This window comes from Saccharopolyspora karakumensis, from assembly GCF_004349225.1.
GTDB classification, from domain to species: Bacteria; Actinomycetota; Actinomycetes; order Mycobacteriales; family Pseudonocardiaceae; genus Saccharopolyspora; species Saccharopolyspora endophytica.
The window spans coordinates 52237-78672 of record NZ_SMLA01000009.1; the positions used below are offsets into that span (position 1 = coordinate 52237).

Consider the following 26436-nt stretch of genomic DNA (forward strand, 5'->3'; position numbering starts at 1 on the left):
CGCCGATCACCTGGCCGCCATGTGGTGGTAGATCGCGTCGATCTCGGCGTGCAGGGAGTCCGGGCGGACCTCGGGATCAGCGCGCAGGCGGCGGTTGACCGTGCGCATCGTGGACACCAGGCGCTGCGCCTGCTGCAGGTCGGAGTCGCCGGCTCGGACGGCCTGCTCGGTGGCCGCGTCGACGACCCGCTCCAGCACGGCGATCGTCGGCCACCAGGCCTCGGCCTCGGCGTGGCGGTCCGGGCTCATCAGCAGCTGCTGCAAGCGAGAGCGCAGGTCGGCGAGCTGCCGGTAGGTGCGGCGGCGCAGCGCCGGACGCCCGTGCTCGGCGCCGGACAGCGAGCGGGAGAGGTAATCGGCCACCGACTCGACCGCGTCGGCGACACCGTCCCGCAGCGACGGTCCGCCCCGCACGCCGCGCAGCAGGAACCCGACGACCAGCACGATCGCGCAGCCTACGAAGGTGTCCACCAGCCGCGCCGCGGGGTAGAACTGCGCCTGCTGGCTCATCTGCAGCAGCACCAGCGCCGTCACCACCGCGCTGAACAGCCCGTAGTGCCTGCTCAGCGCGACCGGCAGCTTCCCGGCCAAGGCGACGATGAACGGCACCAGCCACCAGCCGGGCGGCAGCAGCGCCAGCAGCGCCCACGCCACCAGCACGCCGAGGATCGTGCCGAGCGCGCGCAGCACGGTCCGGGCGAACACCGAACCGGAGTTGGGACGCAGCACCAGCGCGACCGTCAGCGCGATCCAGTAGCCCTGCTCCAGGCCCGCGAGCAGGGCGAACCCCTCGGCCAGCGCCAAGCACAGCAGCATCCGCAGCACCTGCCACCAGGTCGTGGCGCCGATGCTCAACCGCTTCCGCTGCCCACCCGGGGCCGGGGCGAGCTTGGCGTCGCGGAACGCGTCGACGAGCGCGGCGATCCCCTCGTCCAGCGCCCTGACCAGCGCGGAGTCGGTCGGACCCGGTTGGAATCGGGGCGGGAGCTCGCCGGTGCGGACGCAGCGGGCCAGCTCCGCCAGCGCCTCGCGGGTGCGCAGCGGCGGGGTGATCCCGGCGTGCGCGACCGACACGGCCGCCTCCACCACCGGGGTCGCGCGCAGGTAGATCAGGTGCAGCCGGTCGCGGACCCGGCTGCGCGACATCGACGCACCACCGATGAGCACGTCGTGCGCGGTGTCGAGCGCCTTGGTCAGCCGCTGCCGAGCGGTGATCGTCTCGCCGGGCCCGAACATCCGCAGGATCGCGGTGAAGATCTCCGCGACCGCGTCCCTGGCCGGGGCCGTTCCGCGCACCGGCCAGGTCGCCGCCGCCAGCGCCAGGACCAGCAGCTCACCGGCCAGGAACCAGGCGACCTGCTCGTGCAGAGCGAGCACCGGGGAGCGCTGTCCGGTCGCCACCACGCAGAAGGTCAGCATGTGCGCGCCGCCGGAGGACCACAGCTCCCCCAACCTGCTGGCCAGCACCGACGGAACCGACACCGCCAGCACGGCCACCACCGCCCACAGCGGATCGGGGGCGAGCGCTCCCGCGGCGAAGCCGATCGCGCCGAGCACCACGGCGATCGCCAGGCGCCGCAGCCGGAACCGGTAGGAGCCGGTGACGTCGGAGAAGCTCGCGCACAGCGCGCCGACCGAGGCCAGCACGGCTTCGTCGGTGCGTCCGGTGAGCAGACCGACGACCTGCGGAGCCCCGACTCCGACGGCGGCCGCGACGACGCGGGTCCAGTCAGTCGGGATGGCGATCGGGCGCAGCATCCGCCGCAGCCAGGCAGGTGCTTCGAGTCTCGGGAGCGCGCCGCTGGTCAACCGCTATCCCTTCGGGTCGCCGTGGCCTGCGCTCCACGCCGAGCGACCGGGGGTCACCCCGATCCTGCCAAGCCGAGCTGCCGCGGCGGTCTCCGCGAAGACGGGATCACACGACGGTGTGCGTCACACCGAAGCGCGGATCAGCGCAGGGCCGCGAGGATCCGCCGGGCGATGGAGGTGATGACCAGCCAGAAAATGGCCGCGATGCCGTAGTTGAGCAGGACCGCCAGCTGCGGGTCGGCCGGGGTGAACAGGTCCTGGAAGCCGAGGGCGAGCGGATCGGCGACGGAGGCCACGAACTGGGTGATGCCGTTGTCCGGGTTCGCGGAGCCGATGGTGAGGATCACATGGATCGCCAGCAGCGAGGCGCACACCAACCCCGCCCAGCGCACCACCAGGATCAGCACGTCGACAAAACGGCCCCACCCGCGTCGCAGGTCAGCGCGGCGCACACCACTCTCGTGGGCGCCGGTACGAACTTCCTCGGTCACGATCACAGTGTTGCACGAGAACCGGCGAAATCGGCAGGGTTGTTCGCCCGCGACCGGCCACCTGGTCCCACGATCTGGAAAGGCCGCTTGCGTTGCAGGCCCTTGTTGCGGTTAGCCTTGCTCCGTGGCTCGCGTTCTCCTGCTTCGCCGCCGCGACGGGGTCTCCTAGACCGGCCCCTCGTCGCGGGGTACGAACGCGCCGGTCTCCCATGCAGTCCGAGAACCGGTAAGCGACCAGGAGAACGCCTCTCATGAGCAGCAACAACCCCGACGCGCAGGCCCCGTTCACCGGCCGTGTGCGCAAGCCGTCCAAGCCCGCGCCCGCCGGTCAGCCGTCGTGGAACCCGCAGCGGGGCAGCTCGATGCCCTCCCACCGGTACAAGCCGTTCCACGAGCTCGTCGAGGACGTGTCGCTGCCCGACCGCACCTGGCCGGACAAGCGGATCACCCAGGCCCCGCTGTGGTGCGCCGTCGACCTGCGCGACGGCAACCAGGCGCTGATCGACCCGATGTCGCCCGCCCGCAAGCGCCGCATGTTCGAGCTGCTCGTGCAGATGGGCTACAAGGAGATCGAGGTCGGGTTCCCGGCGGCCAGCCAGACCGACTTCGACTTCGTCCGCGAGATCATCGAGGACGGCGCCATCCCCGAGGACGTGCGCATCCAGGTGCTGACCCAGTGCCGGCCGGAGCTGATCGAGCGCACCTTCCAGGCTCTGGAGGGCGCGCCGAAGGCCATCGTCCACATCTACAACTCGACCTCGATCCTGCAGCGCCGCGTGGTGTTCCGCGAGGAGCGCGAAGGCATCAAGAAGATCGCCAAGATGGGTGCCGAACTGGCCCTGGAGCTGGCGGGCAAGTACCCGGACACCGACTTCCGGTTCCAGTACTCGCCGGAGTCCTACACCGGCACCGAGCTGTCCTACGCCGTCGAGGTGTGCGACGCGGTCACCGAGATCTGGCAGCCCACCCCGGAGCGGCCGGTCATCCTGAACCTGCCCGCCACCGTCGAGATGGCCACCCCGAACGTCTACGCGGACTCCATCGAGTGGATGCACCGCAACCTGGCCCGCCGCGACTCGGTGATCCTGTCGCTGCACCCGCACAACGACCGCGGCACCGGCATCGCCGCCGCGGAGCTGGGCTACCAGGCCGGCGCCGACCGCATCGAGGGCTGCCTGTTCGGCAACGGTGAGCGCACCGGCAACGTCGACCTGGTCGCGCTGGGCATGAACCTGTTCAGCCAGGGCATCGACCCGCAGATCGACTTCTCCGACATCGACTACGTCAAGCGCACCGTCGAGCACTGCAACCAGCTGCCGGTCGCCGAGCGGCACCCGTGGGGCGGCGAGCTCGTCTACACGGCGTTCTCCGGCAGCCACCAGGACGCCATCAACAAGGGCCTGAACGCGCTGAGCGCCGAGGCCGAGAAGGCGGGCCGCTCCGTCGACGAGCACCCGTGGGAGGTCCCGTACCTGCCCATCGACCCCAAGGACGTGGGCCGCAGCTACGAGGCCGTCATCCGGGTCAACTCGCAGTCCGGCAAGGGCGGCGTGGCGTACGTGATGAAGACCGAGCACCAGCTGGAGCTGCCGCGCAAGCTGCAGATCGAGTTCTCCAAGGCCGTGCAGGCCCACACCGACGGCGAGGGCGGCGAGGTCAGCCCGGCCGACATGTGGACGGCGTTCTCCGCCGAGTACCTGGAGGCCGACGCGCCGCTGAAGCTGGTCCGGCAGAGCTCGTCGGGTGAGTCCGGCGACGAGACGATCACCGCGTCGGTGGTCGTGGACGGCGAGCAGCGCGAGATCACCGGTCGCGGCAACGGGCCGGTATCGGCCTTCGTCGACGCCTTGAGCACCGTGGGCTACGACATCCGCGTCCTGGACTACCACCAGCACGCGCTCACCTCGGGCGACGACGCCCGTGCGGCGGCCTACCTGGAGTGCGCCGTCGGCGACGACGTCTTCTGGGGCGTCGGCGTGGACACCTCGACGATCGCGGCCATGCTCCGCGCGGTCGTGTCGGCCGCCAATCGGGCCTCCCGCTGACCCGACCCAGCCGTCCCCGGCTCTAACCCGATTACCGCCGTGATCCGGCACCCGATTACGGCGGTATCCCGGGTCCTGATTACGGCGGTATTCCGTTCACCACCCGGATCACCGCCGTAATCGGGAGACCGATTACCGCCGTGTTCCGGTCGCCACCGTGCCGGGGTGAGGTGGTTCAACCCCGAGGGGCAGTTGTCGCCCGGGGGCGTTCTGGCCGGGGGGTTCAGCTGGATTGGGCCGGTTCCGGTTCTTCTGCGGCTTCGGCTCGTTCGACTCGCTTCTGGATGATGCGGGTGCTCCACCAGGCGAAGCCGACGGCGATGACCAGGCCGATCCACGAGAAGCGGTGGAACCACTGCCCCGCGACCAGGCCGAACCCGTAGGACAGGGCGGTCACCAGGCCCGCCCACGCGATGCCGCCGGTGGCGTTGGCCAGCAGGAACTTGCGGTAGGGCATGCCGAGGCTGCCCGCGAGCGGCCCGGCGAGGATGCGCAGCAGCGCCACGAACCGGCCGCCGAAGACCGTCCAAGCACCCCAGCGCTCGAAGAGCTTCTCGGCCTGGGCCAGCGGCTTGGGACCGAAGTGCTTCGGCAGCTTGGTGCCCAGCCAGGTCAGCAGCTTCCGGCCGAAGCGCTTGCCGACGGCGTAGCCGATCGAGTCGCCCACGATCGCCCCGATCGAGGCGAAGGTGGCGAGCAGGATCGGGTTGATCACCCCGTGCGAGGCTGCGACACCGGCGCTGACCAGCAGGATCTCGCCGGGCAGTGGGATTCCCACGCTCTCCAGCCCGATGACTCCCGCGACCACCAGGTAGATCACCCCGGCTGGGATCGTGTTCAGCCACTCGATCATGGAAATCCGTTCTGGTCGGGGGCAAGCGCAGTTCGGCTCCTGCAAGGGTACGGACTGCCTCTCGGCCGTCACCGGGCACCGGGTGGCGGAAAATCGCCGGTCACGGGCACAACTCCGGTAACAGGGCAGAGCGGGCCGGACCTGGGGATCCACGAGCCCGCACGGCCCATCGGCCGAGGACGACCCTCACGCTCAATCGGGGAACGGACTCGACCAAAGTCGGTATTGCCCGGCGCCGCGAACCGGCATCATGGACTCACGTCGCGGGGATGCAGGCGGCGCCCCTGGGGGAGAACTAGTTGAGGAGAAGCGGCGCAGACGGGGGAAACGTCGGGGCATTGCCGCTTCTCCTCTTCTATCTCCCGCAGCAGATCATCACTCGAACGGTCTATGAAACTTGATGTTCGAGAGTTCGCACGGTTCAGTGATGTGGCTATGTGGCCGACCGAAGATCCGACGGAGCAGCTGCGGTGGCGCATCGAGTGCGCCACGTCGAACGGTTGCGGGAACGTGACCGTGTTGGTCATGGGAGACCGCGTCGGAGTCGTGCTACCGCCCGGGGACACCCTGATCTTCACCGCGGAGGAGGCCGAGAGCCTCGCCTACCTGGTGGAGAAGGCGATCGGCTACGCATCGGTGCCGAGATGAGCCTGATCGACACCGACCTGAGCTTCGATCCCCGCGATCCGCGCTTCCCCGTCCCGGGCGGACCGCTGAGCTGGTCGGTTCAGGTGTTCACCACCGCCAACGGCTACGGCCTGCGACCCGCCGAACCGCTCGTCGACGCCGATCGCGTGCGCCTGCGCACCGGCTACGCCGCGCTCGGGCAGCAGCGCACCGTCGACGCCGGTGCCGTCGACGCCGAGGTCGTGCTCCGGGACGGCGTGCTGAGCTGGTCGATCACGGCTGAGCACACCGAGCCGATCAAGGCCGTCAAGCTGCTGCTGCGCGGGCTGCCGGAGCGGCAGCTGAGCGCCGGCTGGTGGGCGCCGAACACCGGTCGCTCGCACAGCCACCACGCGCGCTTCCAGCTGGAGTACCCGAGCCCGGACTGGGCGACGCCGTGGGTCGCCGTCGGCGCGGAGTCCGACTGCTCGCTGCTGAGCGTCCGGGATCCGTCGGTGCGCAGGCACGTGCTGCACGTCAACGCGCCCGCCCACTCCTCCGAGCCGATCGCGGAGCTGGTGCACGTGCCCGCCGCGTCGGCCCGCTCGACGACGTGCCGGGTCCCGGAGATCCGGCTGCGCCAGGACGCCTCGTCACCGGACCAGGACCTGGACGAGCACCTGCGTTTCGTCGAGTACGCGCACGGCCTGCGGCCGTGGGCGTCCCGGCCGGACGTGCCCGGCTGGCTGCGGGACACCGCGCTGGTCGTGACGCTGCACGGCCAGCACTGGACCGGCTACGTGTTCAACACGTTCCCGCGGATGAGCGAGGCCCTCCGCTTCATCGCGCAGCACATCGACCCGCATCGCGTGCTCGCCTACCTGCCCGGCTGGGAAGGCCGCTACTACTACGCCTACCCGCGCTACCGGCCCGGTGCCGATCTCGGCGGCGACGAGGGGTTCGCCGAGCTCGTCCGCACCGCGCACGAGCTCGGGTTCCGGTTGATGCCGATGTTCGGCGGGCACGGCGCCAACGTCGCGCAGTACCCGGACTGGGAGCGGGCGGTGATGCGCAACGACACCGACCGCTACGTGGAGCTGCTCAACCGCCCCGACTGGGACTCCGACCGCTCCGGCGAGGGCGATCAGGTCTTCCTCAACCCCGCCGAGCCCGGTTTCCGCGCGCACCTGGTGGAGTCGATCTCCGCGCTGGTCGAGGAGTTCGGCGTGGACGCGGCGTTCCTGGACACCGTGGGCTACTACTTCAACGACCCCCGTCACGACGTGTTCGACGGGTACCGGCTGCTGGTCGAGGAGCTGCACCGGCGGCATCCCGGGCTGGTGCTGGCCGCCGAGGGCTGGTGGGACGCGCTCAGCGCGCTGTTCCCGTTGAGCCAGCAGTGGTTCGGCACCGACCGGGACCTGCGCGAACCCCGGGTCCTGTCGCGCTACGCCCGCACCACCGGACACCTCGCCGAGGGCACCCCGGGCCCGGGCAGCACGGGTGTGCACGAGAAGGGCTACATCCCGAGGCCGCCGGACGTGGTGCGCGAAGGCCACCTGCCCGTCGTCGGCGTCGTGGACGGCACGCTCGCCGAGCACGGCGACGAACTCGCCGCGATCTGCCGCTGGGCGGCCGCCAACTCACCCCGGTGAGTTGGCCTCCGTCCGGGCGCGGGCTTCGGCGGTGAGCGCGTCGAGGGCGACCTGCACGGCCGGGCGTTCGGTGGCGCCCTTGCGGGAGACGACCTCGATGTTGCGGCCCGCGCGGACCCCGGCGAGCGGGCGCATCACGAGCTGCGAGCTGTTCACGGTGTACCTGGGCAGCAGCGCGATGCCGTGACCTGCGGCGACGAGCGCTTCGGTGACTCGGAAGTCGTTGATGCGCTGGACGACCGTCGGCCGCACACCGGTGCGGACCGCCAGCGAGCGCAGCACGTCGTCGACCGGGAATCCGATGTCGACGCTCAGCCAGGGTTCGCCGACCAGCTCGGTGAGCTCGACGCGTTCGCGGCCGGCCAGCGGGTGCCCGAGCGGCATGGCCACGTCCAGCGGTTCGCGCAGCAGCGGCGTGACCGCGACCCGCTCGCCGTCGTGGGGCGGGGCCTGGTCGTCCCGGTGCGTGACGACCAGGTCGAAGTCGGCCGTGAGGCGGGGGACCTCCGACGGCACCATGTCGACGTCGCGAGCCTCCAACCGGACCGCCGGGTGCTCGGCGATGTGCCGCAGCACACCCGGGAGCAGCAGGAACGCGCCGGAGGGGAACAGCGCGACGCGCACCACGCCGCGCGGTGACGAGCGGTAGGTGTCGAGCTCGGCCTCGGCCCGGTCCAGCGCGGCCAGCACCTCGTCGGCGCGCGTGGCCAGCGCCCAGCCGGCGTCGGTGAGGCGCAGGCCACGTCCGGCCGGTTCGGTCAGCCGCACCCCGACCTCGGCCTGCAGGGCCCGGATCTGCTGCGACACCGAAGAAGGCGTGTAGGACAGGGCCTGGGCGACCGCGGTGACCGTGCCGCGATCGGCCAACTCGCGCAGGAGTCTCAACCTGCGAACGTCCATAGAGGAATACTACACAGTACGTGCACATAGTATTGCTTGTGCTTCACAGACGGTCCCCGCAGGCTGATCGGTATGACCACGAGAGATCGCCTGCTGGCGGTGGTCGTCGCAGTGTTCTGGGGCGGCAACTTCATCGCGTTGGACCAGGGGTTGGGCCATTTCCCGCCGTTCTTCTTCGCCGGGCTGCGCTTCGCCGTGCTGCTGCCGATCCTGTTCTTCGTGCCGTTCCCGCGGGTGAGGTGGCGCTGGCTGATCGGCTACGGCCTGTTCTTCGGGACCTTGCAGTTCGCGTTCCTGTTCGTCGCGATGAAGATCGGCATGCCGACCGGGCTGGCCTCGCTGGTGCAGCAGGGGTCGGCGCCGTTCACCGTGCTGCTGGGCGCGTTGCTGCTGCGCGAGAAGCTCACGCCGGTGCAGGTGCTGGGCATCACCACGGCGGTGCTGGGCATGGTCGCCATCGGGTGGCACCGCGCGCAGACCGCGACCCTGCTGCCGATGCTGATCACGCTGTGCGGCGCGTTCTCCTGGGCGCTGGGCAACCTGTGCAGCCGCAAGGCGGAAGCGCCGAACCCGCTGCACCTCTCGCTGTGGATCGCGATCGTCCCGCCGGTGCCGATGTTCGCGGCATCCGCGCTGTTCGAGGGGCCCACGACCGGCTGGCACGCGCTCACCACCGTGCTGGACTCCCCGACCGGGACGGCAGCGCTGGCCGGTCTCGCCTACACGTCGCTGCTGGCCACCGTGGTGGGGTCCGGGCTGTGGACGACCCTGCTCGGCAGGTACCCGGCGAGCACGGTGGCCCCGTTCTCGCTGCTGGTGCCGGTGGTCGGCTTCAGCACGGCCTGGCTGATCCTCGGCGAGCAGCCGCACCCGTTCGAGCTCGCCGCCGGGGCGGTGGTCGTCGGCGGCGTGCTGCTCGGCAGCATGCGGATCGCCCGACGCCGGCCGGCGCTGGAGCCGACACCGGTGTGACGACCGGAAGGGCCCGATCTGCTGACCTGGTCAGGATTGCGGCGGAGCCGCTGTTCCCAGTGGGACTCAGCTCGCTCCGCCGCGGGCGTCAGGTTCCGCTGCCCGCACCGCCACGCAGAGGAACCTTCGTCCTATGCGATCGGGCCCTTCTCGAAATTCGGATTCCTGACGTGCACGCCGTTCCCCACCGGGCAGTCGTAGAGCACCAGCGCCTGGTTGGTCTCGGCGACGAGCCGGGTGGCGACGATTCGGTCCAGAATCGCCCGGTGCTCGCAGGCCGAGCACCGGAGCGCGCTGCTGTACCTCACGCGCGACCTCCCTTCCCCAGCCGAAGATCCTATGTGGACGTCGGCCGCGACGGAACGGGCTCGCGAGAAACCGCCAGGATCACGCCGTCGGGACGACGGCTTCCGGCGTCACCGAGCGGGGCTGGAGCTCGCCGTCGCGGATCTCCTCGGCGAAGTGGCAGGCGACCCGGTGACCCGTTCCGATCTCCCGCAGCACCGGGCGTTCGGTGTCGCAGCGCTCCTCCTGCCGCCACGGGCAGCGGGTGTGGAACCGGCAGCCCGACGGCGGGTTCGCCGGTGAGGGCAGGTCGCCGGTGAGCAGGATCTGCTCGCGACCGTCCTCGACCTGCGGGTCCGGCACCGGAACCGCCGACAGCAGCGCCTTGGAGTAGGGGTGCAGCGGCTGCTCGTAGAGGTCGTCCGATGTGGACTCCTCGACGATGCCGCCCAGGTACATCACGCCCACCCGGTCGGCGATGTGCCGCACCACGGCGAGGTCGTGCGCGATCACCAGGTAGGTCAGGCCGAACTCCTCCTGCAGGTCCTCCAGCAGGTTGAGCACCTGCGCCTGCACCGAGACGTCCAGCGCAGACACGGGTTCGTCGGCGACCACGAGCTCCGGGCCGACCGACAGCGCGCGGGCGATGCCGACGCGCTGGCGCTGCCCGCCGGAGAACTCGTGCGGGTACTTGCGCAGCGCGGTCGGCGGCAGCCCGACGGCGTCGAGCAGTTCGCGCAGCCGCTTGTCGGTCGACGCCTTGTCGTTGGCCAGGCCGTGCGCGCGCATGCCTTCCACCAGCAGCGATTCCACCGACTGGCGCGGGTCGAGCGAGGACAGCGGGTCCTGGAAGACCATCTGCATCCGCTGCCGCATCGTGCGCAGCTTCTCGCCCTTCATCCCGGACAGGTCGGTGCCGTCGAAGACGACCTCGCCGCCGGTCGGCTTCTCCAACCGCAGCACCGCGCGCCCCAGAGTCGACTTGCCGCAACCCGATTCCCCGACGAGACCGTAGGTCTCACCGCGCCGGATGCTCAGCGACACCCCGTCCACGGCGTAGACGTGGCCGACCGTCCGGTCCAGCACCACGCCCTTCTTGATCGGGAAGTGCACCTTCACGTCGTTCAGCTCGACGAGCACGTCCTCGCTCGCGACGTCCTGAGCGCCGGGCACGGGATTTTCGCTCATGACGCCACTCCGTTCTGCGGGCCACCCGCACCCGGTCGGCTCACATGAGCGTGAGGGACGAGATTTTCGCTCATGACGCCTCCATGCTGTTCGAGATCCGCTCGCGAACCGGGTTGTGGCAGCGCAGCAGCCGCGCTCCCGCGTCGACGCTGACCTCGGGGGTCTCGCGCTCGCACACCTCGGTGGCGTTCGGGCAGCGCGGGCAGAACGCGCACCCGGTGTCCCACGGGATGTTGTCGGCCACCGAACCCCTGATCGGCGACAGGCGTTGCCCACGAGGCGAATCCAGTCGCGGGATCGAAGCGAGCAGGCCTGCGGTGTAGGGGTGCTTGGGCCGCGCGAACAGCTCGTGCCGCGCCGCGCGTTCGACCACGCGACCGGCGTAGAGCACGTTCACCTCGTCGCACAGCCCCGCCACCACGCCGAGATCGTGGGTGATCATGATCAGCGCGGTGTCGGTCTCGGCGACCAGTTCCGAGAGCAGCTTGAGGATCTGCGCCTGGATCGTCACGTCCAGCGCCGTCGTCGGCTCGTCCGCGATGAGCAGCCGCGGCTTGCAGGCCAGCGCCATCGCGATCAGCGCCCGCTGCCGCATCCCGCCCGAGAGCTGGTGCGGGTACTCCTTGAGCCGCCGGTTCGGGTCCGGGATGCCCACCTTGCGCAGCAGCTCCTCGGCCTCGGGCATCGCCTGCTTGCGGGGCAGACCGCGGTGCCGCTCGATGACCTCGGAGACCTGCAACCCGATGGGGACAACCGGGTTCAGCGAGGTCAGCGGGTCCTGGAACACCATGCTCAGGTCCTTGCCGCGCCGGGCGTCGAGCTCCTTCTTGGGCAGCGTCAGCAGATCGGTGCCGTCGAAGGACACCGAACCCGACACCTCCGCCCCGCGCGGCGGCAGCAGGCCCATGATCGCCAGCGAGGTCACCGACTTGCCGCAGCCGGACTCGCCGACGAGGCCGACGGTCCTGCCCGGTTCGACGTCGAAGGAGATCCCGTCCACCGCGGTCACCGGCGGCTCGCCCTTGCGGGCGAAGACCACGGAGAGGTCGCGAACTTCCAGCAGTGCCATTGCCAACTCCCCTTACCGGCGCCGCTTGGGGTCGAGCGCGTCGCGCAGCGACTCGCCGACCAGCGTGAACCCGAAGGCGACCAGGATGATGCAACCCGCGGGCCAGAACGCCAGCTGCGGATGCGAGTCGATGATGTTCTGCGCGCCGCCGAGCATCTGGCCCCATTCCGGCACCGAGTCGTCGGCCGCGCCCAGCCCGAGGAAGGACAGCGCCGCCGCGTCGATGATGGCCACCGCCAGCACCAGCGTGGCCTGCACGATCACCGGCCCCAGCGCGTTGGGCAGCATGTGCCGGAACACGATCGCGCTCTCCTTCACGCCGAGAGCCCGCGCCGCCAGCACGTGGTCACTGCTGCGCTGCGCCAGCATCGTGCCGCGCAGCAGCCGCCCGAAGATCGGCACCTGCACGATCGCCACCGCGAGGATCACCGTGAACTGGGTCTGCTCGGCGAACAGCGCGCCGATCGACACCGCCAGCAGCAGCGACGGCACCGACAGCATCACGTCGGCGATGCGCATGACCAGCGAGTCGACCCAGCCGCCGAAGGCACCGGCGAGCAGGCCGAGCACCAGGCCGCCGCCGAGGCCGATGACGGTGGCCAGCACCGCCACCAGCAGCGTCTGCTGGGACCCCAGCAGCAGCCGGGACAGCAGGTCGCGGCCGTACTGGTCACCGCCGAGCGGGAATCCGGGCTGCGACGGCGGAATCGTGTTCTCCGCGCGGGAGACCTGCGATTCCAGCAGGCGTTGCGCCGGGTCGTGCGGCGCCAGCAGCGGTGCCAGCAGGGCCAGCAGCACGAACGCCACGATGACCAGGGCGCCGACGATGAAGACCGGGTTGCGGCGCAACCTCCGCCAGGCCGACGCGGCGAGGCTGACACCGGCGTCGGAGGCCGATTCCGCCAGCGCGTCGAGCTTGTCCTTGCGCTGCGTGTTGAGCACCATCGTCCCTCACCGTGTCCGCAGTCGTGGGTCGATCAACGCGTACGAGAGGTCGACGACGAGGTTGACCAGCACGTAGACCATCGCGGAAGCCAGGATGACCACCTGCAGCACCGGGAAGTCCTTGCGTTCGAAGCCGATCGCGACGGCCTGCCCGATGCCGGCGATGTTGAACACCCGCTCGGTCAGCACCGCGCCCGCCAGCAGCGCACCGGTCTGCAGGCCGATGGTGGTGACCACCGGCAGCATCGCGTTGTGCAGGATGTGCCTGCGCCGGATCACCATCTGCCCCAGGCCCTTCGCGCGCGCGGTGCGCACGTAGTCCTCGTCCATCACGTCGAGCACCGCGGCCCGGGTGATCCGGAAGATCACCGCGAACGGGATGGTCGACAGCGCGATGGCGGGCAGGATGAGGTGCACCAGCGCGTTCCACGAGGCGTCCCACTCGCGGGTCAGCAGCCCGTCGAGGATGTAGAAGCCGGTGACGCGGGTGGCGTTGATCGCCGAGTCCTGCCGCCCGGACGCGGGCAGCGCGCCGAGCTCGATGGCGAAGACGAACTTCAGCAGGAACGCCAGGAAGAACACCGGCACTGCGACGCCCACCAGCGACCAGGTGATGCTCAGGTTGTCCAGCCATCCCCCGCGCTTGCGGGCCGCCAGGTACCCCAGCGGGATGCCGACCACCACGGCCAGGGCCAGCGCCAGGATGGACAGCTCCAGCGTCGCCGGGAAGCGCGTGATGAACACGTCCAGCGCGGAGTCACCGCGCTGCACCCCGGTCGAGGTGCCGAAGTCGCCGGTGATCGCCCGGCCGAGGAACTTGAAGTACTGCACGAAGATCGGCTGGTCGAGCCCGAGAGCCTTCTCGAGCTGCTCCCGCGCGGCCGGTGTGGCGCGGTCGCCCAGCAGTGCCGAGACCGGCCCGCCCGGCAGCATGCGCAGCCAGCCGAACAGCAGCATCGACAGGACGAAGACGACCAGCACCAGCTGTCCCAGTCGTCGAACAGTGAAGCGGAGCACGCGAAAACCCCCGTGTTCAAGTCAGCGAACCGGGTGCTGCGCGGAACCGGTGCGAACCGGCCCGCGCAGCACCTCGCCGATCACTGCTCCGAGACGCTCACCGAAGCGAACTCTTCGGCGGTCAGCGGTGAGGTCACCAGACCCTGGACTCGGGAGCTCGTCACGATCGCCGGCGGCGAGTGCGACAGCGGGACCGCGGGCAGGTACTCGGACAGCAGCTTGCGGTTGATGTCCTGGTACATCGAGGTGCGCTTGGCCTCGTCCGGCTCGGAGTCGGCCGCCTTCAGCTGCCCCGCCAGGTCCTCGCCCCACGGCGCGCCCGCGGTGTAGAAGCGGTTGGTCGGCGTGCCGAAGAAGGTGCCGATGAAGTTGTCCGGCGTGTTGTAGTCACCGGTCCAGCCGAGCAGGAAGATGTCGGCCTTGGCGTTGTCGACGTCGTCGATGTAGCCGCCGTTCCACGGCTTGCTCACCGGGTTCACGGTGATGCCTGCTTCGCGCAGGTCCTCGGCGAGGGCGTTGTAGATGCCCTGCGGGTCCGGCATGTAGGGCCGGGTGACCTCGGTCGGCCAGTAGAAGTTCAGCGTCAGGTTCGACGCGCCCGCCTCGGCGAGCAGCTGCTTGGCCTTGGCCGGGTCGTGCGGGTACTGCTGCACGTCGGGCGCGTAGCCGTCGACGTTCTGCGGGTAGAACTGGCTGGCCACCGTGGCGCCTTCCGGCAGGTTGGCCTTGACCAGCGTCTCCCGGTCCACCGCGTGGGCCAGGGCCTGCCGAACCTTGAGGTTCTGCAGCGCCGGGTTGTTCTTCTGGGTGATCCCCAGGTACATGATGTTGAACGGCTCGCGGACCTGGACGTTGTGGCCCGCGTCGCGCAGCGCCTTCAGGTCGGCGGCGTTGGGGAAGTCGTAGCCGTCGATCGCGCCCGACTCCAGCTCCTGCTTGCGCACGGTCTCGTCCGGGATGATCCGGAAGATCAGTTCGTTGACCTTGGTCTTGTCACCCCAGTACTGGTCGTTGCGGACCAGCTTGATGGTGCCGTTGGACTGGTCGTAGGAGTCGAACTTGAACGGCCCCGTGCCGGTCGGGTGGGCCTTGGCGTACTCGGGGTAGACGAAGCTGTCGCCCTGCGCCTGCACGTCGTTGGCCTTGTACTTCTCCATCGCCGTCGGCGACTGCATGCTGAACGACGGAAGGCCCAGCAGGTCGGGGAACTTCGAGGTCGCGCGGGTCAGGTGCACGACTGCGGTGGTCGGGTCCGGGTTCTCGCAGTTCTGGAACAGCGAGGGCGCCTTGCCGTCGGCGAAGCCGCCGAAGTTCTCGATCCAGTAGTAGGACAGCGCGTTGTTCTGCCCGGCACCGGTCTGGTTGTACCAGCGCTGGAAGTTCTTGCAGACCGCGTCGGAGTTGAAGTCCGTGCCGTCGTGGAACTTCACGCCGCTGCGCAGCTTGAACGTCCAGGTCTTGCCGTCCGGGGTGTGCTCCCAGCTCTCGGCCAGGGACGGTTCGACCTCGACCGAGCCCGGCTTGAAGTTGACCAGGCCCTCCATCAGCTGGCGCGTGACGCGGAAGGTCTCCCCGTCCGAGGCGTAGAAGGGGTCGAACAGGTCCGGAGCACCGGCCGCACCGAAGGTGAAGGTGCCGCCCTCTCCGCCACCGGCCCCGCGCTCGGATTGCGCGCAGCCCGCCAGGGACGCTGCAGTTGCGAATGCGATGCCGACCGTGATGATCCGACGCAGAGAGCGGGTCCCGCTTCGCCGCACCGATGGAGCTCTACTCATTGGATTTACCCACCCGTTTGTGTCCAGAGGCAGCAGAGTTCCGTGAGAGTAACCCTCGAAAGGAGGGGAATGGAACAATCGAGGTTACGATCGCGCTACTTAGGCGATCCTTAGCGAACGGGGATCAATCAGGCAAAAGAAGAACCTTGCCAGAACTGCGAGTTCTCCGCTAAACGCGGGCGAATAGAGGACGGAATCGCCCTAGTCAAGACCCTGGCGACTTGTTTCCTCGGACACGAAGACGGCGCCTGACCTCCCGAGAGTCCGAGAAGAAAGGCGCCGCCGTTCTCGCTATTGATTTGTTCGCGTTTTAAACGTTCGCGCCTACTACATCGAACGCCGACCGGACAGCGCCCGACCGAGCGTCAATTCATCGGCGAACTCCAGGTCGCCACCCATCGGAAGTCCGGAAGCGAGCCGCGTGACGTTCAGACCCGGGAAGTCGCGCAACATCCGCACCAAATACGTCGCGGTCGCCTCGCCCTCGGTGTTCGGGTCCGTCGCGATGATCACCTCGCTGATCTCGTCGGTCCCGATCCGCGCCAGCAGCTCCCGGACCCGGAGCTGATCCGGTCCGACGCCCGACAGCGGATCCAGCGCACCACCGAGCACGTGGTAGCGGCCCTTGAACTCGCGGGTGCGCTCCACCGCGAGCACGTCCTTGGGCTCCTCCACCACGCAGACCAGCGTCTTGTCCCGCCGGGCGTCCCGGCAGATGCGGCAGGTCGTCTCCTCGGAGACGTTGCCGCAGACGTCGCAGAACACCACGCCCTCCTTGACCTGCTGCAGGACCTCCTGCAACCGGGTCACGTCCGCCGGCTCAGCGGCCAGCAGGTGAAAGGCGATGCGTTGCGCGCTCTTCGGACCGATGCCGGGAAGACGTCCCAGCTCATCGATCAAATCCTGTACCGGACCCTCGTACACGTCGACTCGCTTAGAAGTTGCGGAAGTTCGTGGTCTTCCGAGCGGCGGAGCCGCCTTCTCGTTCACCAGCTCAGCAGCCGGCACCGCCGCGGGTTCTGAGGTGGTTCTCCTGTGAGGACGCCTCGACGCCGTGTATGGCACACATGAGTCGGGGCGCCCGGAGCAGGAGGGCCGCCTCAGGTTCCGCTAACCGCACCGCCACGCAAGCAGACCACCAACCTCCTCGCTGATCACAGGCCTGGCAGGCCGAGGTCGCCCAGGCCGCCGCCCAGGCCGCCCGTCAGCGGGCCCATCTTCTGCGCCTGCAACTCCTGCGCGGCCCGGTTGGCGTCGCGAACGGCCGCCACGACCAGGTCCGCCAGCGTCTCGGTGTCCTCCGGATCGGCCGCCTTCGGGTCGATCACCAGTCCCTTGAGCTCCCCGGCACCGGTGACGGTCGCGGTCACCAGCTCGCCACCGGCACTCCCGGTGACCTCCGCATCGGCGAGCTCCTGCTGCGCAGACATCAGCTGCTCCTGCATCTTCTGCGCCTGTTCCATGATCTGCTGCATGTTCGGCTGGCCACCTGGCTGCACCGTTACTCCTCATCGCCCGGGTGAGTACCCCCGCACGGGGCACACAACCAGCGTAGAGGTTCTGCGGTTCCAGCTCTGAACTCACCTTGCTTGGCGGCGCGGGTTGCGGTGCCGGCTGCCAGGGTGGCCTTCACATCTCGTGGCCGCGCCCCTCGCACGACGAGACGGGGCGGGCTCCCGTCCTTGGTCGTCCTCACACGACGTGACAGGGTGATCACGTGACGCTGGACATCGCGCGGCTGTTGGAGCTGACCACCTGGCGCGCGTTCGACGTGACCGACGACGGGCGGGTGCTCGCGGGCTGCGACGAGTCCGGCTCGGTGCAGCTGGTGGAGCTCGCCGACCACCGGCGCACCGAGCTGACCGCGCTGACCGGAGCCGTCACCGGGCGCTACCTGCCGGGCGAGCGCGCCGTGGTGGTGCAGCACGACAGCGACGGCAACGAGCGCGGCCAGCTCTCGCTGCTGCGCCTCGACGACCGCCGGCGGCGACCGGCCCAGCTGTCCGAACTGGAGCCGCTGGTCCGCGACCCCGAGCACGTGCACCGGCTGCTCGACGTGCTGCCCGGCCGCATCGTCTACGCCACCAACCGCCGCAACGGCGTCGACTTCGACGTGGTGATCCGCAGCGTCGTCACCGGCGAGGAGCACGTCCTCTACGACGGCGGCGGCATGGTCGCCGAGGTCTCGGTCTCCCCCGACTCCCGCTACGCGGCCATCACCGTGCCCGCCGCGAACCCCCTGTCGGACCAGGTGATCCTCGCCGACACCATGCCCGAGACCGGGGCCGACCGGATGCGCGAGCTCACCGGCCGCGACCTCGCCGCGCGCCACCTGAACCCCGGGTGGCAGGCCGGAGGCCTGGTCGTGACCAGCGACGCCGAGCGCGAGCACACCGGCATCGCGCGGCTGGACCCGCGCACCGGTGAGCGCCGGTGGCTGCTCACCTCCCCCTCGCACGACCTCACCGGCCTGGTGTCGCCGGACGGGCGCACCCTGCTGGTGCTGACCTCCGTCGACGGCGCGCACCGGCCGGCCCTGCACGACGCCGAGACCGGCGAGCACCTGATGGACATCGCGCTGCCGACCGAGGGCTGGTGCGGGTTCCCGCTGCCCGAGCCGGTCTGGTCACCGGACTCCCGGTTCGCGGCGCTCACCTTCAGCTCCCCCACCTCCCCCGGTGACGTGCTGCTCGTCGACACCACCGCCCGCACCTGCGCTCCGCTGACCTTCTCGGCGGCGCAGCTGGCCGGGGAAGCCCTCGCCGAACCGACCGCGCACCGGGTGCCCGCTCGCGACGGCCAGGAGATCCCGTGCTTCCGCTACGCCCCGGCCGAGCCGGACGGATCGGCCGTCCTGCTCATCCACGGCGGCCCGGAGAGCCAGTCGGTGCGCGCGTTCCACCCGCTGGTGCAGGCGATGGTCGCGCGCGGCCACACGGTGCTGGTGCCCAACGTGCGCGGCTCCACCGGCTACGGCAAGACCTGGTACTCGGCCGACGACGCCCGCAACCGGCTCGAATCCGTCGACGACCTCGCCGACCTGCACCGGTGGCTGCCCTCGGTGGGCGTCGACCCGTCCCGCGCGGCGCTGTGGGGCGGCTCCTACGGCGGCTACATGGTGCTCGCGGGGCTGGCCTTCCAGCCGGAGCTGTGGGCGGCGGGCGTGGACATCGTCGGCATCTCCTCGCTGGTCACGTTCCTGGAGAACACCGCGCCCTACCGGCGGGCCCACCGGGAACGCGAGTACGGCAGCCTCGCCACGGACGCCGACTTCCTCCGCGAGGCGTCGCCGCTCACCCGGGTCTCCGCCATCGCGGCACCGCTGTTCGTCCTCCACGGCGCCAACGATCCGCGCGTGCCGCTGACCGAGGCCGAGCAGATCGTGGAAGCGGTGCGCGGCAACGACGTCGCGTGCGAGTTCCACGTGTACCCCGACGAGGGTCACGGTCTCGCCAAGCGCTCCAACCGCCTCGACGCCTACCCGAAGGCCCTGGCCTTCCTGGGTCGGCACCTCAGCTGACGGGACGTCAGCCCTCGATGCGGCGAGCGCCCAGCTCCCGTTCGAAGAGCTCGACGGCCGCCGAGTCGGGATCGCGGCCGACGCGCGTTCCGGCCTCCATCGGGGAGGACTCCGCGAGCATCGACTCCGGGTCCTCGTCCTCCGGCTCCGGCACCGCGGGGCGCTGCGGCTCCGGCGGCGGCGGGATGTCGTCCGGCGGGGGCTCCTCGTCCGGGGGTTCCGGCGGCGGCGGGATGTCATCGGGTTCTGGCGGACGCGGAACCGAACCACCGCGCGCACCACCGGGATTGCGCTGCTGAGCAGCACCGTGGGGGCCTTGCCCGTTGCCTTGGGACGGCTTGGGCTCCGGCGGGCGCTGCTCCGCCGGCTGCTGCTGCGGCGCGGGGGCCTGCTGCTGCGACGGGCGCTGCGGTGGTTGCGGGGGCTGCTTCGGCGCGGCGGGCCGGGCCGGCGGAGCCGCCCCGGCTTCGACGCACTGGATGTCCCACTCGCCGCCGACGACCTCGCGCAGCGACTCCCGGACGAAGTCCAGCCGCCGCTGCTGCGCGAGCTGCTTGACCAGCCCGGACGTCGGCATCGACAGCACCAGCACGCCGTCGTTGAGGTCCTGCACGGTGGCGTTGAGCAGCAGCGCCTGCGTCGGCCGGTTGCGCTTGGCCACGCCCTGCAGCACGTCGGTCCACACCCGCCGCACGGCCGCGGCGTCGAACCCGTTCGGCGCCGACGCGGCGGGAGCGGACGCAGCGGGAGCCGATGCGGCGGGCTGGGCGGGTTCCGGGGCCGGTTCCGGTGGGCGCGGTGGCTCGGCGGGACGCTGCGGCTGCGGTGCCGCGGCGGGCTTCTCGGCCTGCGCCGCAGGCCGCTGCGGTGTCGGTTCGGGCGCCGGAGCAGGTGCCGGCTTCTCCTGCACGGCAGGGGTTTCCGCCGGTTTCGGCGTGGCGGGCGCCTCCTGCGCGGTTTCAGCGGCGGCGCGCTCGTGCGGTCGCTGGAAGACCCGCTTCGGCTTGTCGCCGTCGTTCGAAACCGGCGCCGCAGCACCGGGTTCCGCGGCCGGAGCCTCTCCCGGCGCGATGGTCATCCGGCGCTCGACGCGTTCGAGACGTTGCAGCAGCGCGGTTTCCGAGTCCGACACGGCCGGCAGCAGCATCCGCGCGCACAGCAGTTCCAGCAGCAGGCGCGGCGCCGTGGCTCCGCGCATCTCGGACAGTCCGGTGTGGACGATCTCGGCGAACCTCGACAGCGTCGCCGCGCCCAGATGCTCGGACTGCTGCTGCATGCGGGTGAGCTCGTCCCCGGTGGTCTCCACCAGACCCCGCTCGCCCGCGTCCGGGACGGAGCTGAGCAGCACCAGGTCGCGCAGCCGGTCCAGCAGGTCGGAGCCGAAGCGGCGCGGGTCGTGCCCGGCCTCCACCAGCCGCTCGACCGTGCCGTAGACGGAGGCGGCGTCACCGGCCGCGAGAGCGTCGACCATGTCGTCGATCAGCGCGACGTCGGTGACCCCGAGCAGCGCGACGGCCCGCTCGTAGGTGACGCCCTCGTCCCCGGCGCCGGCCAGCAGCTGGTCGAGCACGCTGAGGGTGTCCCGCGCCGAACCGCCACCAGCCCGGATGACCAGCGGGAACACCGCCGGTTCGACCTTGACGCCCTCGTCGGCGCAGATCCGCTCCACCAGCTCGCGCATCACGCCCGGCGGCATCAGCCGGAACGGGTAGTGGTGGGTCCGGGACCGGATGGTGGTCAGCACCTTGTCCGGTTCGGTGGTGGCGAAGACGAAGATCAGGTGTTCCGGAGGCTCCTCGACGATCTTCAGCAGGGCGTTGAAGCCCTGCGTGGTGACCATGTGGGCCTCGTCGATGATGAAGATCCGGTACCGCGACTGGGCCGGGGCGAAGAACGCGCGGTCCCGCAGCTCGCGGGTGTCGTCGACACCACCGTGGCTGGCCGCGTCGAGTTCGACCACGTCAACGCTGCCGCCGCCCTCGGGCGCCAGCGACACGCAGGAGTCGCACTCGCCGCACGGGTCCGCCGTCGGGCCCTGGGCGCAGTTCAGCGACCGCGCCAGGATGCGCGCGCTGGAGGTCTTGCCGCAGCCGCGCGGGCCGGAGAACAGGTACGCGTGGTTGATCCGCCCGGCGGACAGCGCGGTCCGCAACGGCTCGGTGACGTGTTCCTGCCCGGCGACCTCAGCGAAGGTCGCCGGACGGTACTTGCGGTAAAGGGCGAGCGCCACGGTCGGAACCCTACGCGGTCGGGCTGACAACTCGGACCAGGGTGAGCTTCCCTGAAAAGTAAGGGGACCCCGTGCACCCGTCAGAGCCCGCTTACCCTTGCTGCCTTCCGGCCCTGGGGGAGTTCACAGGATGGACGCCGCACGAGGTCCACGGACAGTGTACCCAGACGCGGCCCCCGCTCGTAAAACCGGGGCCCGCGACTCGCGCCACCAGTGGTCACCGCAGCTCAGACCCCCTATCCGCTTCGCCGAAACGCCCTGTTAGGCTTCCGCACGGAGGATTGGCCGAGCGGCCTAAGGCGCACGATTGGAAATCGTGTTGGGTTAATAGCCCTCACGGGTTCGAATCCCGTATCCTCCGCTCGCGAAGAGCCCCGGACCAGCTGGTCCGGGGCTCTTTCTCATTTCCGCCCTTTTCCGGGCCGAACGTCTCTGTGCAGCGCACCGCAGGAGTCGCATGGTGCGATCGAGGCGAACGCGCAGAGCGGAGCGGGGGCGGCTGTCGTGGGCATGACGATCGAACAACTGCGGGAGCAGGTACGCGGTCCGGTGATCACACCACCGGACGCCGGCTACGAGGCCGCCCGACGGGTCCACAACGCGATGATCGACCTGCACCCCGCCGCCGTGGTGCGCTGCGCCAACGCCGGGGACGCGCGGGCAGCGGTCGCCTTCGCGCGGCAGAACGGCGTCGACCTGGCGGTGCGCGGCGGTGGTCACAGCGTGCCCGGCTTCGGCACCTGCGAGGGCGGCGTTGTCGCCGACCTGTCCGGGATGCGCGGCGTGCGCGTCGACGGCGAGCGCCGGACCGCGCGCGCGGAGGGCGGCGCGACCTGGGGCGACTTCAACGCGGCCACGCACGCCTACGGGCTGGCGACCACCGGCGGCATCATCTCCACCACCGGGATCGGCGGGCTCACCCTCGGCGGCGGGATCGGGTACCTGGCGCGGGGGCTCGGCCTGTCCTGCGACAACCTCATCTCCGCCGACGTCGTGCTGGCCTCCGGGGACGTGGTCGTGGCCGACGAGCAGCACAACACCGACCTGCTGTGGGCGCTCCGCGGCGGAGGCGGCAACTTCGGCGCGGTGACGTCGTTCGAGTACCGGCTCAGCCCGGTGCGCGAGATCTACGGCGGCCCGATCTTCTTCGACCTGGAACACGCGGCGGACGTGCTGCGCGGCTTCCGCGACCTGATCGCCGACGCGCCCGAGCAGCTCGGCGGTTTCCCGGCCTTCCAGATCGCCCCGCCGCTGCCGTTCATCCCCGAACAGCGGCACGGCGTCCCGCACATCGCGGTGGTGACCTGCTGGTCGGGGCCGGTCGAGGAAGGACCGGCGGCCGTGGCCGCGCTGCGCGACCTGGCGCCCGTGGTCGCCGAACACGTCGGCCCGATGCCCTACCCCGCGCTCAACGCCGCCTTCGACGCGCTGGTCCCACCGGGCCTGCAGCACTACTGGAAGGCCAACTTCGCCACCGAGCTCAGCGACGAGATGATCGCCGCGCACCTCCAGCACGGACCGCGGGTTCCGGTGGTGAACTCGACCGTGCACATCTACCCGATCAACGGTGCCTGCCACCGCGTCGCACCCGGCGAGACGGCCTTCGCCTACCGGGACGCGAACTTCGCGACCGTCATCGCGGGCATGTGGCCGGATCCCGCCGACAACGAGGCGAACATCAGCTGGGTGCGCGACTACTACGCCGCGACCGCTCCGCACTCGGAAGAGGGCGGCTACGTCAACTTCATGGCCGCCGACGACCAGAACCGGATCAAGGCGAACTACCGCGAGAACTACGATCGCCTGGCCGAGACCAAGCGCCACTACGACCCGCACAACCTCTTCCGGCTGAACCAGAACATCGTGCCCTGACCCCCGACGTGGCGGGGTTCCAGCTGGAACCCCGCCACTCGCGGGTCATTCCGCGGCGCGGAGGCGGACGACCTGCGGGTCGTGGTCGCTGATCTGGTCGGGGAACTCGGCGTTGACGTGCACGATGTCGTAGTCGACGGTGAGCGGTCCGGTCAGCAGGATGTGGTCGAGCTGCTGCGAGTTGCCCTCGTAGACGTAGCTGTAGCGCTCCACGGGCGGCAGCGCGTCGGCCGGTGAGGTCAGGGCCTCGGTCAACGGCGCGAGTGCCGGGGAGAAGCCGTAGTCGTTGAGATCGCCGGCCACCACGATCGCCGCCTGCGGGTCGACGGCGAGGGTCTGGTCGACGAACCCGCGCACGGCCTTCGCCTGCTCGGCGCGCTGCTGCTCGGAGGACCGGGCCGGCGGCTGGAAGCGGCCGTGCAGCGGCTGGTCACCGCCCTTGGAGCTGAAGTGGTTGGCCACCACGAACACCGGCCGCCCCTGGAACAGGAACTCGCCGACCAGCGGTTTGCGGCTGTCGGTCCACGCGGCGTTGGCCGGTTCGACGCGGCCGGGCGAGACGCTCAGCGCGGCGCGGTCGCCGTCGGCCACCGGCTGCACCGCGGTGGTCGCGTCGCCGCCGGGCCGGTCGACGAAGGACACCCGGGCGGGGTTGAACATCAACGCCACCCGGATGTTGCCGCCGGGCTCACCGCCGTCGGCGTTGTTCTCGGGGTCGATCTGCCGCCACTGGTAGCGCGGGCCGCCCGCTGCGGCGATGGCGTGGGTGAAGCGCTGCAGCGTCTCGTCGGCGGCGACCACGCCGTCATCGGTGGCGCCGGTGTTGTCCTGGACCTCTTCGAGGGCTAGGACGTCCGGTGCGGCGAGGTTGCCGACGACGCCTTGCGCGAGCCGGTCGAACTTGGTCTGCTCGTCGGCCGCGTCGAGGTTCTCCACGTTGTAGGTGGCGACGGCGAGTTCGTCGGGCCGCTGCGCGCGGGTCGTCTCCGGCTGCGCGCCGCCGGGCACGTGGGCGCCCAGCTGCGCGGCTTCGAGCACGTACCCGCCGAAGGAGCTGTAGTCCAGCGGACCGGAGGTCGACCCCTGCAGCCGGTCGCCGACCGCTGCCGCCGGGAACTCGCCGGCCAGCAGCGATTCGACCTTGAGCCGTCCGGCGTTGGGGTCGGCGTAGCCGGTGTAGGTGGTGCCGCCGCGCTCGTTGGCGTTCTGCGCGGGCTTGGTGGTGATCCACAGCGACCGGTACTCGTCGGTCGGACCGACCACGCGGGCGTCGTCGACCCGCAGCGCCATGGCCTCGCGCGACTCGTAGAAGTCCAGCGCGAACCGCTCCGGTTCGAGCTCGCGCGAGTCGATCTCCCCGTCGGGAGTGTGCTCGACCGGCACGGTGTCGGCGACCAGCGGCTCGGGCGGGATCTCACCGGTGCCGCTGACCTGCCAGGACGCCGAGGTCAGCTCGGTCACGGACTGGTTCGGCCCGTCCTGGCCGCCCGGGTAGTGCTCGGCGACGGTCCCGGAGACGGTGACCGCTGCACCCACCGCGACCTGCGGCGTCAGGTCGCCGGTGAAGACGAACAGCCCCTCGCTGGTGCGCGGGTCGGTGTCGGGCTGCGGGTCCTGGAACCAGAACCCGCGCGCCGAGCCGGTCGCCCGGACGCCGGTGACCACGCCGGTCACCCCGCTCACCTGCTGCCCGTTCAGCGGCGAGACCCGCGTGGTGCCCTGGATGTCATGGATGCGCACGGCCTGCTGCGCAGCGGCGAGCGAGGCCGTCGCCGGTAAGACCGTGGTGGTGAGCAAACCCGTGGCGATCAACGGTAAGACGCGCACGTCGCGTTCCCCCTGAAGTCGAAGAGCCGATCAACGCCGGACGCTAACCAGCCGAATCGACGACAGCGTGAACACCGAACCCCCTGAGCAGAACTCGCCACGATCCACAGGGGGGCGGACGTGCAAAAGGGCCGGTCCCCGAGGGGACCGGCCCTTGCGAGCGGTAGCGGTGGGATTCGAACCCACGGTGGCTCTCACCACACGCGCTTTCGAGGCGCGCTCCTTAGGCCGCTCGGACACGCTACCGCCGATAAGGCTACCGGCCGCCTCGTCACGGCCCGCACAGGGGGTGGCCCCCGGCGCGCTCCGGAGCCGTCTCCCCTGGCCACCGAGGGCGCGACTCCGTACGCCGGCCTCAGCCCCCGGGAGAGGTGCCGCGGTGGGTCGCGAAGAAGGATTCCAGGAGGGCTGCCGACTCGTCGGCGAGGACGCCGCCGACGACCTCGGGGCGGTGGTTGAGGCGGTTGTCGCGGACGACGTCCCAGAGCGAACCGACAGCTCCGGTGCGCGGTTCCCAGACGCCGAAGACGACCCTGGCCACGCGGGACAGGACCAGCGCTCCAGCGCACATCGTGCACGGTTCGACGGTGACCGCGAGGGTGCAGCCCTCCAGCCGCCAGCCGTCGCCGTGGGCCCGGGCGGCGGCGCGCAGGGCGAGGACCTCGGCGTGCGCGGTGGGGTCGCAGTGGGCTTCGCGCCGGTTGCAGGCCTCGGCGAGCACCCGGCCTCGGGCGTCGGCGACGACGGCACCGATGGGCACGTCGCCCGTGGACGGCGCGTCGGCGGCCACCCGCAGCGCGGCCCGCACCAGCTCGACGTCGCCGGCGCGGGCCTCGGTGGTGTTCACCGGTACATGTTCTCCAACAGCTTCGAGAAGTCATCACCGAACCCGCAGCGCTGGGCGATCATCTCCAGCTGCTCGTCCGGGTAGAGGTCGACCTCCTCGATGATGACCAGCAGCTCGCCCTCGGGAAGCCCCAGGTCGGACAGCACCGCGAGGTTGCCCTCCGGCCAGACCTCCTCGTCGTCCTCATCCGGAGCGTCCACGCGCAGCAGGTCGAGCACGTCCGCGGCGATGTCGTAGTCCAGCGCCGCAGCGGCATCGGACAGCAGCAGGTCCACACCCCCCGGGACCGGCCGGATCAGCACGAAGAACTCGTCGTCCACATTGCACATTCCGAACACCGCGCCGGTGGAACGCAGCTCGCGCAACGCCGTGATCGAGGCGTCCAGGCCGGTCAGCACCGAGTTGTCCATCGCGCTGCACCGCCACCGCCCGTCTTCCCGGACCACGGCGACGGCGAAGCCTGCGACCGGCTCCTGCACCGTCATGGAGACACCGTAAAGCGTACGAAGGCCACCCGAAAGCACTATTGC

General features: G+C 70.5%; 22 protein-coding genes, 2 tRNA genes and 1 other RNA gene. 7 read left to right on the plus strand and 18 right to left on the minus strand.

Annotation, left to right across the window (positions count from 1 at the left end; translation table 11 throughout):
- Positions 1 to 6: 6 nt before the first annotated feature.
- Together E1202_RS08765 and E1202_RS08770 are read right to left on the minus strand one after the other, a co-directional pair.
- Positions 7 to 1809 (minus strand): FUSC family protein, encoded by a 1803-nt coding sequence (locus E1202_RS08765; RefSeq protein ID WP_132682087.1) that lies wholly within the window; start codon positions 1807 to 1809, stop codon positions 7 to 9.
- A 140-nt stretch (positions 1810 to 1949) separates the two neighbouring features.
- Positions 1950 to 2300 carry a hypothetical protein gene (locus E1202_RS08770; protein ID WP_132682088.1) on the minus strand — a complete coding sequence of 117 codons (351 nt, stop codon included), beginning with the start codon at positions 2298 to 2300 and terminating at the stop codon, positions 1950 to 1952.
- 251 nt (positions 2301 to 2551) lie between these two features.
- Between E1202_RS08770 and leuA the strand changes: the two genes are divergently transcribed.
- Positions 2552 to 4345: a 2-isopropylmalate synthase gene (leuA, locus tag E1202_RS08775; protein WP_132682090.1), complete on the plus strand. Its 1794-nt coding sequence runs from the start codon at positions 2552 to 2554 to the stop codon at positions 4343 to 4345.
- A 223-nt stretch (positions 4346 to 4568) separates the two neighbouring features.
- On the opposite strand, the gene E1202_RS08780 is transcribed toward leuA, so the two are convergent.
- Positions 4569 to 5198, minus strand: a complete 630-nt coding sequence (locus E1202_RS08780; RefSeq protein ID WP_132682091.1) for a DedA family protein — start codon at positions 5196 to 5198, stop codon at positions 4569 to 4571.
- A gap of 510 nt (positions 5199 to 5708) precedes the next feature.
- On the opposite strand from E1202_RS08780, the gene E1202_RS32085 reads away from it, so the two are divergent.
- On the plus strand, positions 5709 to 5846 hold the full coding sequence (locus E1202_RS32085; protein ID WP_235877893.1) for a hypothetical protein: 138 nt from the start codon (positions 5709 to 5711) through the stop codon (positions 5844 to 5846).
- The gene (locus E1202_RS08790) at positions 5843 to 7459 is read left to right on the plus strand and encodes an alpha-amylase family protein (protein WP_132682094.1); all 1617 of its coding nucleotides are present in this window, start codon (positions 5843 to 5845) and stop codon (positions 7457 to 7459) included. Before E1202_RS32085 ends, E1202_RS08790 begins: the two co-directional genes overlap by 4 nt.
- Here E1202_RS08790 and E1202_RS08795 read toward each other — a convergent pair.
- Positions 7448 to 8359 carry a LysR family transcriptional regulator gene (locus tag E1202_RS08795; protein ID WP_132682096.1) on the minus strand — a complete coding sequence of 304 codons (912 nt, stop codon included), beginning with the start codon at positions 8357 to 8359 and terminating at the stop codon, positions 7448 to 7450. The two genes, E1202_RS08790 and E1202_RS08795, sit on opposite strands and share 12 nt — an antisense overlap.
- Positions 8360 to 8431: 72 nt before the next feature.
- On the opposite strand from E1202_RS08795, the gene E1202_RS08800 reads away from it, so the two are divergent.
- Positions 8432 to 9331: an EamA family transporter gene (locus E1202_RS08800; RefSeq protein WP_207918518.1), complete on the plus strand. Its 900-nt coding sequence runs from the start codon at positions 8432 to 8434 to the stop codon at positions 9329 to 9331.
- A 131-nt stretch (positions 9332 to 9462) separates the two neighbouring features.
- Here the strand turns inward: E1202_RS08800 and E1202_RS31340 are convergent, their stop codons facing one another.
- The 8 genes from E1202_RS31340 to E1202_RS08835 form a co-directional block, all read right to left on the minus strand.
- Positions 9463 to 9639, minus strand: a complete 177-nt coding sequence (locus tag E1202_RS31340) for a hypothetical protein (RefSeq protein WP_165943792.1) — start codon at positions 9637 to 9639, stop codon at positions 9463 to 9465.
- A gap of 79 nt (positions 9640 to 9718) precedes the next feature.
- Positions 9719 to 10804, minus strand: coding sequence for an ABC transporter ATP-binding protein (locus E1202_RS08805; protein WP_132682098.1), 1086 nt, complete (start codon positions 10802 to 10804; stop codon positions 9719 to 9721).
- A 70-nt stretch (positions 10805 to 10874) separates the two neighbouring features.
- Complete coding sequence (locus tag E1202_RS08810; RefSeq protein ID WP_132682099.1) at positions 10875 to 11873, minus strand: ABC transporter ATP-binding protein; 999 nt, start codon at positions 11871 to 11873, stop codon at positions 10875 to 10877.
- A 12-nt stretch (positions 11874 to 11885) separates the two neighbouring features.
- A complete protein-coding gene (locus E1202_RS08815; RefSeq protein WP_132682101.1) occupies positions 11886 to 12818 on the minus strand; it encodes an ABC transporter permease in 933 nt (310 codons plus the stop codon).
- 6 nt (positions 12819 to 12824) lie between these two features.
- Positions 12825 to 13835 carry an ABC transporter permease gene (locus tag E1202_RS08820; RefSeq protein WP_132682103.1) on the minus strand — a complete coding sequence of 337 codons (1011 nt, stop codon included), beginning with the start codon at positions 13833 to 13835 and terminating at the stop codon, positions 12825 to 12827.
- Between the two features lie 80 nt (positions 13836 to 13915).
- The gene (locus tag E1202_RS08825; RefSeq protein ID WP_132682104.1) at positions 13916 to 15610 is read right to left on the minus strand and encodes an ABC transporter substrate-binding protein; all 1695 of its coding nucleotides are present in this window, start codon (positions 15608 to 15610) and stop codon (positions 13916 to 13918) included.
- Between the two features lie 327 nt (positions 15611 to 15937).
- Positions 15938 to 16534, minus strand: a complete 597-nt coding sequence (gene recR / locus E1202_RS08830) for a recombination mediator RecR (RefSeq protein ID WP_132673322.1) — start codon at positions 16532 to 16534, stop codon at positions 15938 to 15940.
- 230 nt (positions 16535 to 16764) lie between these two features.
- Positions 16765 to 17085 carry a YbaB/EbfC family nucleoid-associated protein gene (locus E1202_RS08835; RefSeq protein WP_235877941.1) on the minus strand — a complete coding sequence of 107 codons (321 nt, stop codon included), beginning with the start codon at positions 17083 to 17085 and terminating at the stop codon, positions 16765 to 16767.
- Positions 17086 to 17327: 242 nt separating this feature from the next.
- Between E1202_RS08835 and E1202_RS08840 the strand changes: the two genes are divergently transcribed.
- Positions 17328 to 19130: a S9 family peptidase gene (locus tag E1202_RS08840; RefSeq protein ID WP_132682108.1), complete on the plus strand. Its 1803-nt coding sequence runs from the start codon at positions 17328 to 17330 to the stop codon at positions 19128 to 19130.
- Between the two features lie 7 nt (positions 19131 to 19137).
- Here E1202_RS08840 and E1202_RS08845 read toward each other — a convergent pair whose 3' ends face one another.
- Positions 19138 to 21360, minus strand: coding sequence for a DNA polymerase III subunit gamma and tau (locus E1202_RS08845; RefSeq protein WP_132682109.1), 2223 nt, complete (start codon positions 21358 to 21360; stop codon positions 19138 to 19140).
- Positions 21361 to 21418: 58 nt separating this feature from the next.
- An RNA gene (ffs, locus tag E1202_RS08850) (signal recognition particle sRNA small type) lies at positions 21419 to 21513 on the minus strand.
- A gap of 122 nt (positions 21514 to 21635) precedes the next feature.
- Between ffs and E1202_RS08855 the strand changes: the two genes are divergently transcribed.
- A tRNA-Ser gene (locus E1202_RS08855) sits at positions 21636 to 21721 on the plus strand.
- 149 nt (positions 21722 to 21870) lie between these two features.
- Positions 21871 to 23232 (plus strand): FAD-binding oxidoreductase, encoded by a 1362-nt coding sequence (locus E1202_RS08860; RefSeq protein ID WP_235877897.1) that lies wholly within the window; start codon positions 21871 to 21873, stop codon positions 23230 to 23232.
- A gap of 45 nt (positions 23233 to 23277) precedes the next feature.
- On the opposite strand, the gene E1202_RS08865 is transcribed toward E1202_RS08860, so the two are convergent.
- From E1202_RS08865 to E1202_RS08880, 4 genes are all read right to left on the minus strand, one after another.
- Positions 23278 to 25059, minus strand: a complete 1782-nt coding sequence (locus E1202_RS08865) for an endonuclease/exonuclease/phosphatase family protein (RefSeq protein WP_132682112.1) — start codon at positions 25057 to 25059, stop codon at positions 23278 to 23280.
- A 161-nt stretch (positions 25060 to 25220) separates the two neighbouring features.
- Positions 25221 to 25305: transfer RNA gene (locus E1202_RS08870), tRNA-Ser, on the minus strand.
- A gap of 109 nt (positions 25306 to 25414) precedes the next feature.
- Positions 25415 to 25906 (minus strand): nucleoside deaminase, encoded by a 492-nt coding sequence (locus E1202_RS08875; RefSeq protein WP_132682113.1) that lies wholly within the window; start codon positions 25904 to 25906, stop codon positions 25415 to 25417.
- Positions 25903 to 26391 (minus strand): tRNA adenosine deaminase-associated protein, encoded by a 489-nt coding sequence (locus E1202_RS08880; RefSeq protein WP_132673303.1) that lies wholly within the window; start codon positions 26389 to 26391, stop codon positions 25903 to 25905. The genes E1202_RS08875 and E1202_RS08880 overlap by 4 nt, the downstream gene beginning before the upstream one ends.
- Between the last annotated feature and the right edge of the window lie 45 nt (positions 26392 to 26436).